The organism is Yoonia sp. D2-7, assembly GCF_055809435.1.
Window position 1 is genome coordinate 1,022,902 of record NZ_CM147912.1, and the last position, 15,353, is coordinate 1,038,254.

The 15,353-nt window shown below is 56.0% G+C and carries 11 protein-coding genes; 7 read left to right on the forward strand and 4 right to left on the reverse strand.

Features of this window, described 5'->3' with window-relative positions:
* Positions 1 to 130: 130 nt before the first annotated feature.
* The 4 genes from AC0L7R_RS04990 to AC0L7R_RS05005 all read left to right on the forward strand — a co-directional run bounded on the left by AC0L7R_RS04990 (position 131) and on the right by AC0L7R_RS05005 (position 5,414).
* A complete protein-coding gene (locus tag AC0L7R_RS04990) occupies positions 131 to 1,222 on the forward strand; it encodes a tricarboxylate transporter (protein WP_348106974.1) in 1,092 nt (363 codons plus the stop codon).
* Between the two features lie 81 nt (positions 1,223 to 1,303).
* On the forward strand, positions 1,304 to 3,370 hold the full coding sequence (locus AC0L7R_RS04995; protein WP_473659244.1) for a tripartite tricarboxylate transporter permease: 2,067 nt from the start codon (positions 1,304 to 1,306) through the stop codon (positions 3,368 to 3,370).
* The gene (locus AC0L7R_RS05000) at positions 3,367 to 4,455 is read left to right on the forward strand and encodes a 4-oxalomesaconate tautomerase (protein ID WP_473659246.1); all 1,089 of its coding nucleotides are present in this window, start codon (positions 3,367 to 3,369) and stop codon (positions 4,453 to 4,455) included. The genes AC0L7R_RS04995 and AC0L7R_RS05000 overlap by 4 nt, the downstream gene beginning before the upstream one ends.
* Positions 4,452 to 5,414, forward strand: coding sequence for an NAD(P)-dependent oxidoreductase (locus tag AC0L7R_RS05005; protein ID WP_473659248.1), 963 nt, complete (start codon positions 4,452 to 4,454; stop codon positions 5,412 to 5,414). The genes AC0L7R_RS05000 and AC0L7R_RS05005 overlap by 4 nt, the downstream gene beginning before the upstream one ends.
* A 707-nt stretch (positions 5,415 to 6,121) precedes the next feature.
* On the opposite strand, the gene AC0L7R_RS05010 is transcribed toward AC0L7R_RS05005, so the two are convergent.
* Entirely contained in the window at positions 6,122 to 7,441 is a 1,320-nt protein-coding gene (locus AC0L7R_RS05010; protein WP_473659250.1) for an aspartate aminotransferase family protein, read from the reverse strand.
* Positions 7,442 to 7,534: 93 nt separating this feature from the next.
* Positions 7,535 to 8,290 (reverse strand): 3-keto-5-aminohexanoate cleavage protein, encoded by a 756-nt coding sequence (locus AC0L7R_RS05015; RefSeq protein ID WP_473659252.1) that lies wholly within the window; start codon positions 8,288 to 8,290, stop codon positions 7,535 to 7,537.
* Between the two features lie 330 nt (positions 8,291 to 8,620).
* Between AC0L7R_RS05015 and AC0L7R_RS05020 the strand changes: the two genes are divergently transcribed.
* On the forward strand, positions 8,621 to 9,517 hold the full coding sequence (locus AC0L7R_RS05020; RefSeq protein ID WP_473659254.1) for an SIS domain-containing protein: 897 nt from the start codon (positions 8,621 to 8,623) through the stop codon (positions 9,515 to 9,517).
* Between the two features lie 73 nt (positions 9,518 to 9,590).
* On the opposite strand, the gene AC0L7R_RS05025 is transcribed toward AC0L7R_RS05020, so the two are convergent.
* Positions 9,591 to 11,873: a TRAP transporter fused permease subunit gene (locus tag AC0L7R_RS05025; protein WP_473659256.1), complete on the reverse strand. Its 2,283-nt coding sequence runs from the start codon at positions 11,871 to 11,873 to the stop codon at positions 9,591 to 9,593.
* Between the two features lie 78 nt (positions 11,874 to 11,951).
* A complete protein-coding gene (locus AC0L7R_RS05030; RefSeq protein WP_473659258.1) occupies positions 11,952 to 13,007 on the reverse strand; it encodes a TAXI family TRAP transporter solute-binding subunit in 1,056 nt (351 codons plus the stop codon).
* A gap of 137 nt (positions 13,008 to 13,144) precedes the next feature.
* Here AC0L7R_RS05030 and AC0L7R_RS05035 point away from each other — a divergent pair, with 137 nt between their 5' ends.
* Together AC0L7R_RS05035 and AC0L7R_RS05040 are read left to right on the forward strand one after the other, a co-directional pair.
* Positions 13,145 to 13,636, forward strand: a complete 492-nt coding sequence (locus AC0L7R_RS05035) for a MarR family transcriptional regulator (RefSeq protein ID WP_473659260.1) — start codon at positions 13,145 to 13,147, stop codon at positions 13,634 to 13,636.
* The gene (locus tag AC0L7R_RS05040) at positions 13,633 to 15,279 is read left to right on the forward strand and encodes a sulfatase-like hydrolase/transferase (protein ID WP_473659262.1); all 1,647 of its coding nucleotides are present in this window, start codon (positions 13,633 to 13,635) and stop codon (positions 15,277 to 15,279) included. Before AC0L7R_RS05035 ends, AC0L7R_RS05040 begins: the two co-directional genes overlap by 4 nt.
* Positions 15,280 to 15,353: the final 74 nt, after the last annotated feature.

Consider the following 15,353-nt stretch of genomic DNA (forward strand, 5'->3'; position numbering starts at 1 on the left):
CTTTCAAAAAATCGGGCGGATGCAAGGTTCGCGCAAGGATGTCACTGCAAGGTCGCCGCATCAAGGAGACTCGGGAGGTCTTTTGATTCTACGTGTCAGGTCGAGGTGGCCTGATCAATGGGAGGAAAAAATGCTTAAGAAAACACTGGGCGCTCTGGCGCTTACATCTGCTTTGGTCGCCACACAGTCTGTCGCTGACGGCCACCAGATCGATCTGTCCGGCAAAACTGTCGAATGGATTATCCCTTTCTCTGAAACCGGTGGTTCCGCCAAATGGGCCAACTTCTATGCCCCGCTTTTGTCCGAAGCGTTGCCTGGCAACCCTACTGTTGTGGTCACTTTTGATCCCGGTGCAGGTTCCACGAAGGGCGCGAACAACTTTCAGGAAATGACTTACGAAGACGGCACAACGATCTTCGGGTCTTCTGGTTCCACACAGTTCCCTTACCTGTTGAGCGACCCACGTGTGCGCTATGAATATGGCGATTGGAACGTGGTTCTTGCGTCTGGCACGGGGGGCGTAGCCTATCTACCAACAGACCTGCACGGTATGCTGGGTGACGGCGGTTCCGCGGCTGGTATCGAAGGCGAATCCTTCGTTTACGGTTCTCAAGGCGCGACCCGTCTTGATCTCGTGCCGCTACTTGCATGGGAAATGCTGGGTCTCAACGTCGAACCGGTCTTCGGGATTGAAGGTCGCGGCGATGGCCGTCTGATGTTCGAGCGTGGCGAAGCCAACATCGACTATCAGACATCTTCGTCCTACCTTTCTGGTGTGACACCGCTGGTGGAAGCAGGCTCTGCAACGCCTTGGTTCTCTTTCGGGGCACTGGACGCCGACGGCAACATTGTGCGTGATCCAACTTTCCCTGACATGCCGACGTTCAAGGAAATCTGCGAAGCCACAGACGGTTGCGAAACCGAAGGCGAACAATGGGACGCATGGAAAGCATTCTTCGTCGCAGGTTTCCCAGCACAGAAAATGGTATTCCTGCCAGCAGGCGCACCTGATGAAGCTGTTGCAACCTTCACTGAAGCCTTCGCGGCTATTCAGGAACGCGACGATTTCGCTGAAATCAGCGCCGCGCGTCTTGGCGTTTACCCACAGCTAACTGGCGCTGCAGCGCAAACAGCTATGGCAAGCGCGACTGATGTTCCGCAAGAAGCAAAAGACTTTGTGATCAACTGGTTGGGTGAACGCTACGGCGTCGTTCTTCAGTAATCTAAGTCTAACGACCCCACTTGCCTGCGATGCGGGTGGGGTCATTACTTTTTCAATTTCAAAACATGGATGGTGTCGAAGATGGAAGTCTTTGCGACAGCTTTACCTGCGCTCAATGATGCGTTTGCGATGATCCTTCAGCCCCATGTGATCGGCTATTTGGTCCTCGGCGTTCTGATGGGACTGTGCATTGGCGTTTTTCCCGGCTTGGGAGGGATCGCGGGGCTGTCGCTTCTCTTGCCATTCATGTTCGGGATGGAGCCTGTCACGGGGCTTGCTTTAATGATTGGCATGGTCGCCGTTGTCCCGACATCCGATACCTTTGCGTCCGTTCTGATGGGGATACCCGGATCGTCGGCTTCGCAGGCCACTGTCCTTGACGGGTTCCCAATGGCGAAGAAGGGCCAAGCGGCACGCGCACTTTCGGCCGCCTTCGCATCCTCCCTATTTGGCGGCCTTATGGGGGCGGCGTTCCTGACGCTCTTTATTCTCGCGGCCCGCCCAATTGTGTTGCTGTTCAAGACGCCGGAACTCTTGATGATCTCGGTTTTCGGCCTGTCGATGGTGGGTATTCTGGCCGGACGTATCGCTTTGAAAGGTATTGCGGCCGCGGGGCTTGGTCTTTTGGTTGGCACCATCGGTGAAGGCCGGTTTGAAGGCGAACTGCGTATGGTTCCTGTCAGCTGGCGCTCTGCCGAGAGCGGCAGCATTCCGTTCGAGCTGTACCAATACCTTGGTGACGGCCTGAAGTTGGTGATCGTTGGTCTGGCTATTTTCGCCATTCCCGAAATCATTGCCCTACTGCGTCAGGATCGCGCCATTTCCGAACGCGCCCCTTTGGGCGGCGGATGGCTGTCGGGTGTAAAGGATTGGTGGGCCAACAAATGGCTTTCACTTCGCTGTTCACTGATCGGCGTAACCGTTGGCGTGATCCCTGGCCTTGGTGGATCCGTTGTTGACTGGATCGCTTACGGCCACACTGTCCAAACCGCAAAAGACAAATCGCAATTTGGCAAAGGTGATGTACGCGGGGTGATCGGGCCTGAGAGCTCGAACAACGCCAAAGAGGGGGGCGGGCTGGTCCCCACGCTATTGTTTGGCATCCCCGGCTCAGGCTCTATGGCGATCTTCATCTCCGGAGTCGCCCTATTGGGCAGCGGCCAGATCGAGGTCGGCCCCGCAATGCTCGAACGCAACCTCGACTTCACCTATGCGATCGTCTGGCTGCTCGCGCTGGCGAACGTTGTAGGCACGTTGATCTGCATCGCGGCGTCCGGCGGAATTGCCCGCCTAACGAGCATCCGCTTTGCGCTATTGGCCCCGTTCCTTTTCATGATTATTTCTTTCGCGGCTTTCCAGTCGCGTCAGGAAATCTGGGACCTTGTCGCCCTGTTCGCCATCGGTCTTCTGGGCATCATGTTGCGCCGCTTTGATTGGTCACGACCTGCCTTCCTGATCGGTTTCGTGTTGTCGCTGCCCGTTGAACGCTACGCAAACCAAGCCCACCAGCAAGCTAGCATCAAATTGCGCCAAGGCTGGGAGGTCGCACAGCCATATATTTTCAGCCCAATTGTCATCACGCTGATCATCATCACTGTTCTTTCAGTATTTATCGGCTTGCGTCAGGCCAAGAACATCCAAGCCGAAGGCGACGTGAGCGTTGGCACCAAACGCGCGCCGATGATGTTCCTTCTGGGGATAACGGCGGTTGTCGCGGTCTTTATGCTCAACGCATGGCAAATCCCCGATTACGCCTTCCGAGATCGCATTTTTCCCAACTTTATCGCCATGGTGACGCTGGTATGTTGTGTCGCACTGATTGGGCAAATGATGCTGCGCCCAGAAAACCACGCCATCTTTGCTGATCGCGAAGTGCAAGACGCCGATGTGAACGTCTACGGCCTTTGGGGAACGCTGGCATGGTTTGCTGGCCTGCTGGCCGCGACTTCTCTTGTGGGCTTCATCCTTGCCCTGGCAGGTTTCCTGTTGCTGTTCATCCGCATTCGCGCAGGCAAAAGCTGGGGCTTTGCCGCCGCTTATGCCGCCGTCGGCGTCGCATTTATCTGCGCTATGGCATGGGCCTTGAACCGCGACTTCCCGCCGGGACTTTTGCAATCCAACTTTGATCTACCATGGCCACTGACATGACCCAAACCGCTATTCCCTTCCTGTTCATGCGTGGCGGCACGTCCCGCGGACCATACCTGAACCGTGCCGATTTGCCGGATGATCTGGAAACATTGGAACATGTGTTGATCGCCATGGTCGGCTCTGGTCATCCGCTCAACATTGACGGGATCGGCGGGGGCAACGCGGTGACAACTAAGGTCGCCATGCTGTCCCGATCGGATGATGATTGGGCTGACATCGACTATTTCTTCGCCCAAGTCAGCGTTGAGGACCGCACAGTCGATTTCAAACCGACCTGCGGGAATATCTTGTCAGGCGTTGGCCCTGCAGCCATTGAAATGGGGCTGATTAAGGCACAAAACGGCGAAACCAACGTCAACATTCATGCCGTCAACACCGGCGCAAGAGTGGCGGCAACCGTCCAGACCCCGAAAGGCGCGGTATCCTACGATGGTGACGCGAAAATCGACGGCGTGCCCGGCACGTCTGCCCCCGTGGCGTTGCAATTCATGGACACCATCGGCGGCGCGACGGGTGCGTTTTTACCCACCGGCAACCTGATCGATACCTTCAATGGTGTCGATGTCACCTGCATGGATGTTGCCATGCCGATGGTCATAGCCAAGGCGGACGCCTTTGGCCTCACGGGTTATGAAAGCGCCGAGGCCTTGAACGACAACAAAGAGTTTTTTGCTGCCATGGAGGACGTGCGCATTCAAGCGGGCGAAGCCATGGGCATGGAAAATGTCGCGCAATCGGTCACCCCGAAATTCGGGATTCTGGCCCCTCCAAAAGACGGCGGAACCATCGCGTCGCGCTATTTCATGCCGTGGAAGGCCCATCCAACGATGGCTGTTACCGGTGCGCAGTGCCTCGCCTCTTGCGTATTGACCCCCGGCACCGTCGCCGAGGGTATGGCCGCCCGGTCAAACGACCGCCCCGCGAAGATCACACTGGAACACGCCAGCGGTCAAATCGACGTGCTGGTTGACTATGATCTGTCAGCGGATGGCATCGACCTGCGCTCGGCTGGATTGGTGCGAACCGCTCGCTTGTTGGCGCGGGGTGAGGTGATGATCCCCAAATCGGTCTGGTCGCGATGAAGGTTCATATCCTAGATGATTGGTTCGACACCCTGCGCGGCTTGCCTTGTTTCGCCAAACTGGCTGATCACGATGTGACGGTCTGGACGGACCACGAACCCGACCCCGTAAAGCTTGCCGTGCGTATCAAAGATGCCGAAGCGCTCGTGCTTTTCCGCGAACGCACCAAGATCGGGGCCGAATTGTTGGAGCGCACGCCCAATCTCAAACTCATCAGCCAGCGCAGCGTTTATCCGCACGTAGATGTGGCCGCTTGCACCGCGAATAACGTGATGCTTTGTTCCAACATGGCGGGCGGCGGGACGAACTATGCGGCGGCCGAAATGGCACTGGCACTCATCCTTGCCAGCTACCGTCAGATCCCGCAGCAGGTGGCGTCCATCCGCGCAGGCGCGTGGCAAATGGGGGTCGGGCGGACCCTGCGAGGGCGCACATTGGGTCTTTATGGCTACGGCCGCATCGCGCGGGCATTGGCGGGTTATGCCGAAGCCATTGGAATGAATGTGCAATGGTGGGCCTCCGAAGACGGCCGCGCGCGTGCCATGGCCGATGGCCAAACCGTTGCCGCCAGCCGTGAGGCGTTTTTTGCAACTTCCGACGTCATCAGCCTGCACGTGCGCCTGAAACCCGAAACCCGTGGAATTATCACTGCCAATGATCTTGCGGCGATGGCCCCGCGCAGTCTGCTGGTGAACACGTCGCGCTCTGGCCTCATTGCGTCTGGTGTCCTTGAGGCTGAAATCGAAAAGGGCCGCATCCACGCTGCCGTTGATGTATTTGACAACGAACCGCTGCGCGACAAGGCGCACCCGCTGCTCACACATCCCGATGTCCTGCCCACGCCCCATATCGGCTTTGTGACGGAAGACGAATTTGACCTGCAGTTCAGCGACATTTTCGATCAGATCAACGCCTATGCCGCAGGCCAGGCTATCCACGTAATCAACCCGGAGGTCTAAGGGAGAAAAGGCGCGGCGATTGGCACCTCGATGCTTCCCTTCACGATCTGCAGCACGGGTGGGCGGTCACGAAGGCCGTATCGCCCGCGCGAAAAGAAACTCCGCCACGCAAATGGCTTCGACTGGCGGTCGGTGCTGTATGACGCCGATCAACGCCAGAATTGCTTTGGGCCGCAGCGATATGGTCGATCAGGGTCGCGAGTGCATCAAGCTTCCAGCCGTTGCGGCACCTCTAAAGATGGGCGACAATGACAGTCTCTCGGAGACCAGCGGCCCACCTGTTGGTAGAGAACTGCCTCAACAGCCTAAATTGGTAGAAAACGCGGCATTTTCTCGGACAAGTACAAAGAACTGTCGTTTCACATTTTTTGTCCTCCGGTATCCGCTTGGGTGCAATTATTATGGGACAGTTTTCCCGAAGTCATTTGCTGGGCCATTTCGCGCTTAAATTTAGTTGACCACATACGGCGTCGATCTTTCCCAACGGGGATTGAACGGCCAAAGACGTGGAATACTTTGCAACTTCCTGATCACTTGCGAGTACGCCCAATACTTGAGTTGTCATGATGCCTGTCTCCTTTTGGAACATCATTTTTTCTCAACGGGATGTGCTAAGCCCTAATACAGGGGGCACTTGCAACGCTCACATTGAACCTTACAACGCGAACGTCACTTTATATGAGGGTAGGTGGCATGTCAGCGCTACGTCAGAGCGTTATAATCAACGCGCGCTCAAGGCTTTCCACGGCTCCTTTTAACTCAGCTTCAGATGCAACAAATGGCGGGGCGAGCATTACGTGGTCGCCGATGCGACCATCTCGGGTGCCGGGCATTGGATAGCACGCAAGACCTTCTGCAAACGCTGCCTTTTTAATCTTACCTGCAATCCCGCGTTTTGGATCAAATGGGGCTTTGCTCTCTCGGTCCTCGACCAGCTCAATGCCCCAAAACAGCCCGCGCCCTCGGATGTCACCGACGTTTGGATGTTCCCCAAATACCTGATGAAGCTGCGCCCCTAAAAATGCGCCGCGCGACTGCACCTGCGCGACCAGATCATTTTCGAGAATTTCCTTGAGAACCGCACAACCGACGGCGGCGGCGATAGGGTGCCCCAGATAGGTGTGTCCGTGCTGGAAAAATCCGGTCCCTTTGGCCACGGCATCATAGATGTGCGACGTGCACAGCATCGCGCCGATGGGTTGATATCCAGCACCTAAACCCTTGGCGATGCACAGAATGTCCGGAGCAATTCCGTCGGCGTCGCAGGCAAATAAATGACCCGTTCTACCCATGCCACACATCACCTCATCAAGGATCAGCAGCACACCGTGCGCGTCGCAAATCTCGCGGATCCTTTTGAAATAGCCATCAACAGGGGGAACCGCCCCAAGCGTCGCCCCGACAACAGGCTCAGCGATAAATGCCATGACGTTCTCTGGGCCAAGGCGCTGGATTTCTTCTTCCAATTCATTCGCGATCCGCTGGCCGTAATCAAACAGCGTCTCATCCGCCGCCCGCTCCGCGTATTCATAACAAGGTGCGATGTGACTGACGTCGATCAAAAGCGGTGAAAACTGTTGGCGGCGCCATGCGTTGCCACCAGCGGCCAATGCGCCAAGCGTATTGCCATGATAGCTTTGCCGGCGCGCAATCACATGTTTGCGGCTCGGTTCGCCGTTCTCAATATGGAACTGACGCGCGAGCTTCAACGCAGCTTCGACCGCTTCCGACCCGCCAGAGACAAGATAGACACGATCCAGATCACCTGGCGCATGTGCAATCAAGAGATCGGCCAGTTCTTCGGCAGGTGCGGTGGTGAAGAACCCCGTATGGGCATAGGCCAGCGTTTCGGCTTGGTCTTTGATGGCGGCAATGACTCGTTCGTTTGAATGTCCAAGGCAAGACACCGCTGCCCCGCCTGACCCGTCAAAGTAGCGTTTGCCAGAGGCGTCGATCAGGAAACAACCGTCACCACCGACAGCGGTGGGCACGTCAGCGTGACAATGGCGTGGGAAGATGTGGGACATGGGTGCGACCTTTATAGTCTAGTATGAAATGCTGGCGGAGGCGTCTGAGATTGCGCTTTAGGCCTGATAACCTGTTGCGCAGACGGATCGTGATCACGTCGTCTCCGTTAATCTCTGGGACAAAGAGGAAACAGAACCCGCGTTATCCTTGTGAGTATGCCCGTCTTCGCCGGTTATGCTGTTTTCAAATCCGACCCGTAGCGCACCACCACGTTGGGCTGCGTCAACCAAGCATGCGTGCTCAAAAGGCCCAAACGCGCAGACCATCCAACTGTCAGCTTCATGTTCAGCGGTCAGAAATGGTTGCAAATCTTCGGGGCGTGACGTCTGGTTTTTGCTGTACCTGCCAAGGACGTAGATCACATCGGTTTGGTGCTGCCGGATAATGCCGTCGGCGCGGCGCTGCATGTAAAGCGAAACATCATCTGGGCCGTAAAGAATATGCTGGACCTTCGTATCAGCGTCCGCGCATGCGCCATAAACAGCATCGGCCAGATCAGGTGATCGGTCGATTTCACGGACTGAAATTGATGCCCATTTGGGTTTTACAGTCTGCAAGCAGCGCAATTGCGCGGATACATCGAAAATCCCGCCGGCTTCGGTCGTGATCTGAACAGGCATGTAGGGCAACATGCGGTCCAGCTCTGCAATCGTTTCAAGGTACCGACCACCATCCAACGAATGTCGACCATCATCATCGCGAACATGGAGGTGCAACGCGTCGGCCCCTGATGCGTGGCAACTGATCGCCGTCTCAACAATTTCGTCCATCGTCATCGGTAAAGCCGCATGATCAGATTTCGTGCGGCGTGCGCCTGTCGGGGCCACCATGATGAAAGGCTTTAGCATTTAGTGTCTCCGCATCCGCGAAACGTTCGGGGCGACAAACGACCGTGCGGGTTTTGATTATGTTGCCGAGACAGATAACCCGAATACGGGAAGGCCTTTGTCAGCCTGCCGGTTTTCGTAACGACGGCATCGGCGACCAACATCGTTGCACAGTAGAGCAGGGGGAAAGCACTGCCCTCAACGAAAAGAGGCGCAGGCGAAGGAAATTCAGGCATTGGGACACGATCTATGTTGAAACCAAATCTTGCTGTAAGAATGTTCAAATTACAGATCCTGTCAATTGCATATAAAAATCACAAATGTTATTAACTGGCAGCAATTATGTGAGGGATGATCGCCGTGGATCCAACGCTGAAGTCCAAAACAATATCAATGCTTAAGGGCGAACTGCCTGACCTGTCGCCACGCCTTCAGATCGTTGCAAAGTACATCGTTGATCATCCTGCCGACTTTGGGCTGGACCCAATTCGCGAAACAGCGCGTAAATCGGGCGTGTCAACTTATACGCTCGTACGGATGGCCAAACACCTTAATTTCGATAGCTTCGAAGACCTGCGCGAACCGTTCCGGCACGCATTGGTCGCGTCCACGCACGTTACCGATTTGCCGGACTGGTTAACCAACTTGCAATTGTCGGGTGCAAAAGGGGCGGCACAGGCCGAAGCGGCGGCCAATTCAATCGGGGTCGTCCACCGGTCTTTGGAACTCCAGACATCAGGTCAGTTAGAACGGGTTGTCGAGATGCTGTTGGGCGCGCGAAACACGTATCTCACAGCCGTTCGCGCCAGCTACGGGCTTGCGTATTACTTTCACTATGTTGGCCGTATGGCGTTGCCATCATTGCAATTAATTCCAAGACACATGAACAGCGCAATTGATGAACTGAACGATGCAGGCCCCGAAGACGTCCTCGTTGCGATCACCTTCACGCCCTATTCAAAAGAGACGATTGAGGCATGTAAAATCGCAAATGAACGCGGTGTGAAGTTGATAATCCTGTCCGACAGTGAAATCGTTTCGTCGGAATTCACACCGCACGAAAATCTCATCGTGTCGGTTGTTTCAACGCATCATTTCGGCTGCTACGTCGGTGCGATGGCCGTGATGGAAGGCCTGCTCGCCATGCTTGTCGAGGCCGGAGGAAACGACGCGAAGCATCGGATCAAGAATTACGAAGATCTACGGCAAAGCCACGAAGCATATTGGGGCCCTAGGAAAAAACATTAGTTTTCGGCCGGATCACGCAGATCATTCGCGACGCAAAAGAAAACACCAGCAACTCGATCTGATCGGCGCACCGCTAGCCAGTATTTTCACCCATACGTTTGTTCCGATGCCACATCATATGGCCAACAAGTATCATCGCCGCTGCCGCTATGCCGATCCACATCACAGGGGCAGTTTTCCACAACACCAGAACTGCAATGAACAAACGTAATCCCGCTTCGGCACGTCCAATTGGTCCATAATCGAAACGCGCAAGTGCGGACGCGACAAGATAAAGCACAAGCACCAGTCGCAGGCACACGCCTGCCAAGCCGACCCAATCGACCTGCCCAGTATACCCTTCGATCAGGACGCGACGGCCCGTGTCGCTCGTAATCGTCACGGCCTCTTCGATCAGCAGCAATTCGGGGTACCACGCAAATACGAAGGGGATTGTGAACATGACGATGCCCACGCGCACGGCCGCAATGCTGGTCCGCATTGGTTCGGTCCGCGTGATCGACGCGGCGGCAAAGGCAGCGATAGCGACTGGTGGCGTAATCGCTGACGCGACCGCAAAATAGAACACAAACATATTCGCTGTGAAAAAGCTGACCCCAAGGTTGGCCAAAAGTGGCCCCAGCAAAAGCGCGACATTTACGTAGGCGGGGACCGTCGGCATCCCCATACCCAAAAGGATCGCGCAGAACATTGCGCAGGTCAGCGCAAGCATCAGGTAGACCCCGCCGACAATCGGGATTTCATAGCCTGCAATGCGCAAGACCTGTGCCGTTTCCAGCCACGCTGTGACAGCGCGCGTCAATTCGCCCGTCAGCCCGCTTTCGTTCAAAAACGCAGAGATGATGGAAACCGCGAACAAGAGCAAAAACAACCGTGAAACAAGAACCCCGCCTTCTCCAAGAGAGGTAAGAACTTTGGACGGTTTCGCCCGTGTTGCTGGGTCAAGAAACAAAAGCGGCAACAGCACGATGACGGCCCACCATCCGGCAGAAATTGCATCGCCCGTCGAATTGGTGATCGTCTGCGCGACACCAGCGGGCAGAATGCCTGCCAACGCGCTTTGTGCGAATGCATCTTTGTTTCCCAGCAGCAGGAACAGGATCGTCAGGATCGGAAGGAAAATGACAACAAGGTTTAGCCAATCCTGCCGTTCCATCACCAGATCGTCCGGAATCGTGCGCATGGCCTGCACCTTCTCGCGGCGGGCTTGAAACACAACGGCTAGAAAGATCGAAAAGAAGAACGCCATCGCGGGAATGAATGCCGCCGTGATGACTTTGGTGTATGGCACCGCCGTAATCGCCACGAGGACGAAGGCCGCGACCCCCATGACCGGCGGCATGATCTGTCCGCCCGACGATGCCGCGGCTTCGACCCCGCCTGCAAATTGCGGCGAAAACCCGTTGCGTCGCATCATTGGGATCGTCAGTCGCCCCGTGGACAATACATTGGTTACAGGCCCGCCTGTGATCGTGCCAAACATGGCCGAAGATACAATCGCTGCATGGGCCGGACCACCCCGCAGGTTTCGCGTCAACCGGACGGCCAGCTTGATCAGCGACGTGCCACCTGCCGAAGTGCCAAAAAGTGCGCCCAAGATGACATATGGGAAAACCTGATTGACGATGATGTCCATGAAGCGGCCCATGAAACCATCAGGCGTGATGAAAACGTTCGTCGCTTTTTGGATTGCTGCGGCAAGCGGATCACCCCCGTCTGCCCCGAGCTTCGTCAGCAGAAAGTTATTATCGCTCAGGTCAAACACCCAAATCAGCGCGGTGGATATGGTGTACAGCACAACAACGCTGGCGACTGCCACAAGCGGCAATCCCCAGACGCGGATATTGTAGAGAAAAAACAGCGTGATGATCGTGAACAGTAACGGAATGATCCAGACTCCGAACCGCGCCTGACACGCTGGAACTTCTGCCTCGAAGGTCATACCGGGGATCACACCAGCGGATCGTTCTGCCGCATCCGCGATCAACCGTGCGCGTTCGCCCGTGATTTGGTCGATCAAGCAAATGGAATCAATTTCGACAAGAAACCCCAATGCTCCAAGCACAGCAGCAAGGATCAGTCCCCCATCTAGACAGGCCCCAAGCCAAGCACGCCGCGGCTTCTCGTTGCGCCACGCCCGATAGACGCTGGCGTCCAGCGTGACGATCACCATCATCAAGACAAATAGCGGTGGATACAGATATTCGGTGGGAAACCCTGAAACACGGAAATAACGCAGGCCGGTGACGTCGCGCATCCAGTCCTGCAGCCCAGCGATTTCCGGCATGGTGTTGAGCATGCCAATGATCACGAGCACGAAGGCAAGCACCAGCGCCGCACGTCGGCCTCGGGGCATAGCAGTTTCCATGTTCCGTCTCTTTCAAATTCCGGTGGGGAACAATCGGGGGGCCGTTATACGGCCCCCGTGTTTGACTTAGGGACGTACGCAATCCGCGACGGTGTGACCGGCTTCTTCGTAAGCGCGGATCGCACCGGGGTGCATCAACATCTTGACGGCACCGCAAACACCTTGGCTGGTTCCGTCGATGTCACCAAAGCTCAGGAACAGGTAAGGACCGCGCGGCGATCCTGTTTCAAACCGTTCTTGGCCCTCTAGGAATGCTTTTGTGACCTGATAGGCCAGCTCGTCATCCATTGACGCCGGGACGATCTGCGCGAACGCCGTGGCAAAGCTGTCAAACGTATCGTCGTCAGTGACGATGGTGATATCGTTACCTTCATAAGCAGCCCGATATTCGTCTACAGGCACAGAATACACGGCATGACCGGGCGCATTCATAATCTGCTGTCCCAGTTCACTGTTCAGCAAGTCAGACGGCATATCGTAAATGGTAATCGCACCGGCGGCAGAAATCGCAATCTGTCGTCCAGATGGCAGCCCTTCGGGAATAGTCCATCCATCGGCACCACCGCCCGTGATGCTGGACACCGTATCAGGCCAAGGCGATTGAATGCCTTCATATCCTTCGCCTTCGGTCAAACCGGAAAGCAGTTGAACCGCCGCACGTCCGGATGTCAGCGCAGCACCGCGAGGCGGTCCGTTCCAGATGCGCAGTCCGTCAAGTTGTGTGATGTCCGTGATAGCGCCGCTATCATAATGACCAAAGATCTGCGCAGACGCGGCGGTAAAGAACAGCGCGCGCAGGTTTCCGGCTAATTCGGCACCTTTTTCTTCACCGACGCCGGAATAGGGGCCAATCCCACGTGACATCAGGAACGGCAGGATAAGCGGCGCGGGTGCCATATCCAATTGGCCTTCAGCAACAGCTTGCACCGAATTGGTCAGTGTGGCGCCTTCGGTAATTTGCAAGCTGGCCACGCCGGCAGATTCCAGAACGGCGGCAAGCGTTGTGTCAATATAATGGGGTGTTGATCCCGGCGATGTGGTTTCCGCTGTTAGGTTTGCTTGTGCGACTGTAACAGCAGGCAAAGCGGCAATGACCGCAGCCATAATGGATGCCTTGAACATATTTTCTCCTCCCTAGTGGCTGCATTGGGTCAAGCAGCCTTCGCTTCGGATAACCAGAAGCAAGGAAAGGTTTGCAAATATTACGTGACTTGTCACGTAATATTTTTTGCTGTTGAATGAGCCCGTAGGAGACGCAGATGGATCAAAAGTCGAAATCACGCGCGCAGCGACTGGCGGCACGCAAGGCCACGCAGGATGCAAACCTGTTCGGGCGCTTGCAAGCGGCGGCCACCGCATCGCGCACGCAGGCACAACGGCTTTTGCTGTCCGCGGGCGGCCTGTCGATCACCCAATGGCGCATTCTTTGGGATCTGCACGAGGCCGGACCACTTAGCGTGCAGGACATGGCGTCAATCCAGCGCACCGATCATTCCTTGGTCAGTCGGGCTCTGCCTGCGATGCGTGACAAGGGCTATGTCGAAACGGTCCCGAACCCCGATGATAAACGGCAATCGTTGGTCAATATGACTGCGGTAGGTGCACAGGCCTACGCCAATGCGGCACCGATCATGCAAATGCGTCGGGACGGTCTTAGCGAAAGCTTTGACCAAGACGAAATCGCAACTTTCCTGCGCTTGATCGACCGTTACGAAGCCCACCTCAACCAGCCAAATCTGGAGTCAGAATGAACGATCGCCCCAATGTCCTATGGATCATGGCCGACCAACTGCGCTTTGACTACCTCAGCTGCTACGGTCACCCACACCTGCACACCCCTCATATTGATGCGCTCGCACAGCGGGGCGTTCGCTTCACCAATGCCTACGTGCAATCGCCCGTTTGCGGACCATCGCGGATGTCGGCCTACACAGGGCGATACGTGCGCAGCCATGGATCCACATGGAACGGCATGCCTTTGCGGGTTGGGGAGCCGACCTTAGGTGATCATTTGCGCGACGCAGGCGCACGGGCTGTTTTGGTCGGCAAAACCCACATGATTGCGGACAAAGAAGGTATGGCTTGGCTGGGCATTGATCCGGCCAGCGAAATTGGCGTGCGCAGGTCGGAATGCGGGTTCGAACCGTTTGAAAGGGACGACGGTTTGCACCCCGACAGTCCGCGCCAGAATTGGTCGGCCTACGATGACTACCTCGTGTCACATGGCTACCAAAGCGATAATCCGTGGGAAGATTTCGCAAATTCAGGGCTCGACGACGATGGAGAACAGCTATCGGCGTGGTTGCTTGAAAACTCTCGCCTTGCGGCAAACGTGCCGGAAAAACACTCCGAAACGGCCTATATGACCGACCGCGCTATGGCCTTCATGGAAGACGCTGCGGCTGACGGACGCCCTTGGATGTGTCACCTCAGCTATATCAAACCGCACTGGCCCTATATTGTGCCCGCGCCGTATCACGACATGTATGACGAACGGCACATCATTGATCCGGTGCGCAGCGACGCAGAACGGCAGACCGAACATCCGTTAATGGCGGCCTACCTTGATGCGCGCGTCTGCAAAAGCTTTTCACGTGACCATGTGCGCAAGCATGTGATTCCGGCCTATATGGGGCTGATCAAACAGCTCGATGACAATCTGGGGCGGCTGTTTGCGTGGATGGATGAAAAGGGGTTCAGCGATAACACGATCATCGCAGTCTGTTCTGATCACGGCGACTATATGGGTGATCACTGGATGGGGGATAAGGACTTCTATCACGAAATGGCCGTCAAAGTCCCGATGATCATCGCGGACCCGCGCAAGGAGGCAGATGCGACCCGCGGCTTGGTGTCAGATGACCTGATCGAAATGATCGACCTCGCGCCGACCTTTATGAACGCCTTGGGATGCGAACCGAAGCCACATATCATCGAAGGGCGTGATTTGACGCCGATCCTGCATGGTACAAACGGTTTCGCGCGTGGCTATGTGATCAGCGAACACGATTACCACTGGTCTGAAATGGCCCGTACCTTGGACGTCCCCCAAGAAGACGCACACACCACGATGATCTTCGACGGACGTTGGAAATATATTCGGTGCGAAGGCTTTGATCCGATCCTGTTTGATCTCGAAACAGATCCTCAAGAACTGATCGACCTCGGGACGTCACAGGACATCGCCCACATCGAGACGCGCAAACGGATGGAAGCGGCTTTGCTGAAATGGGCGACCCAGCATCATACGCGCATCACGGCAACGCCGGCAGTTCTGGCAGGGCAAAAGACGGCAGCAAAGGCCGGCATCCTGATCGGATTCTGGGACGCCGAAGAATACGAAGCCACAACAGGCATCGCGTTCGCTGACCTGAAACCACAGGGCCCACGATAACTGCTTGGTATTACCTAGATTAGTCCACCGAACCCTCGTGGCGGTGGGGAGAGTTTTCACCGAATAAGGCTGAC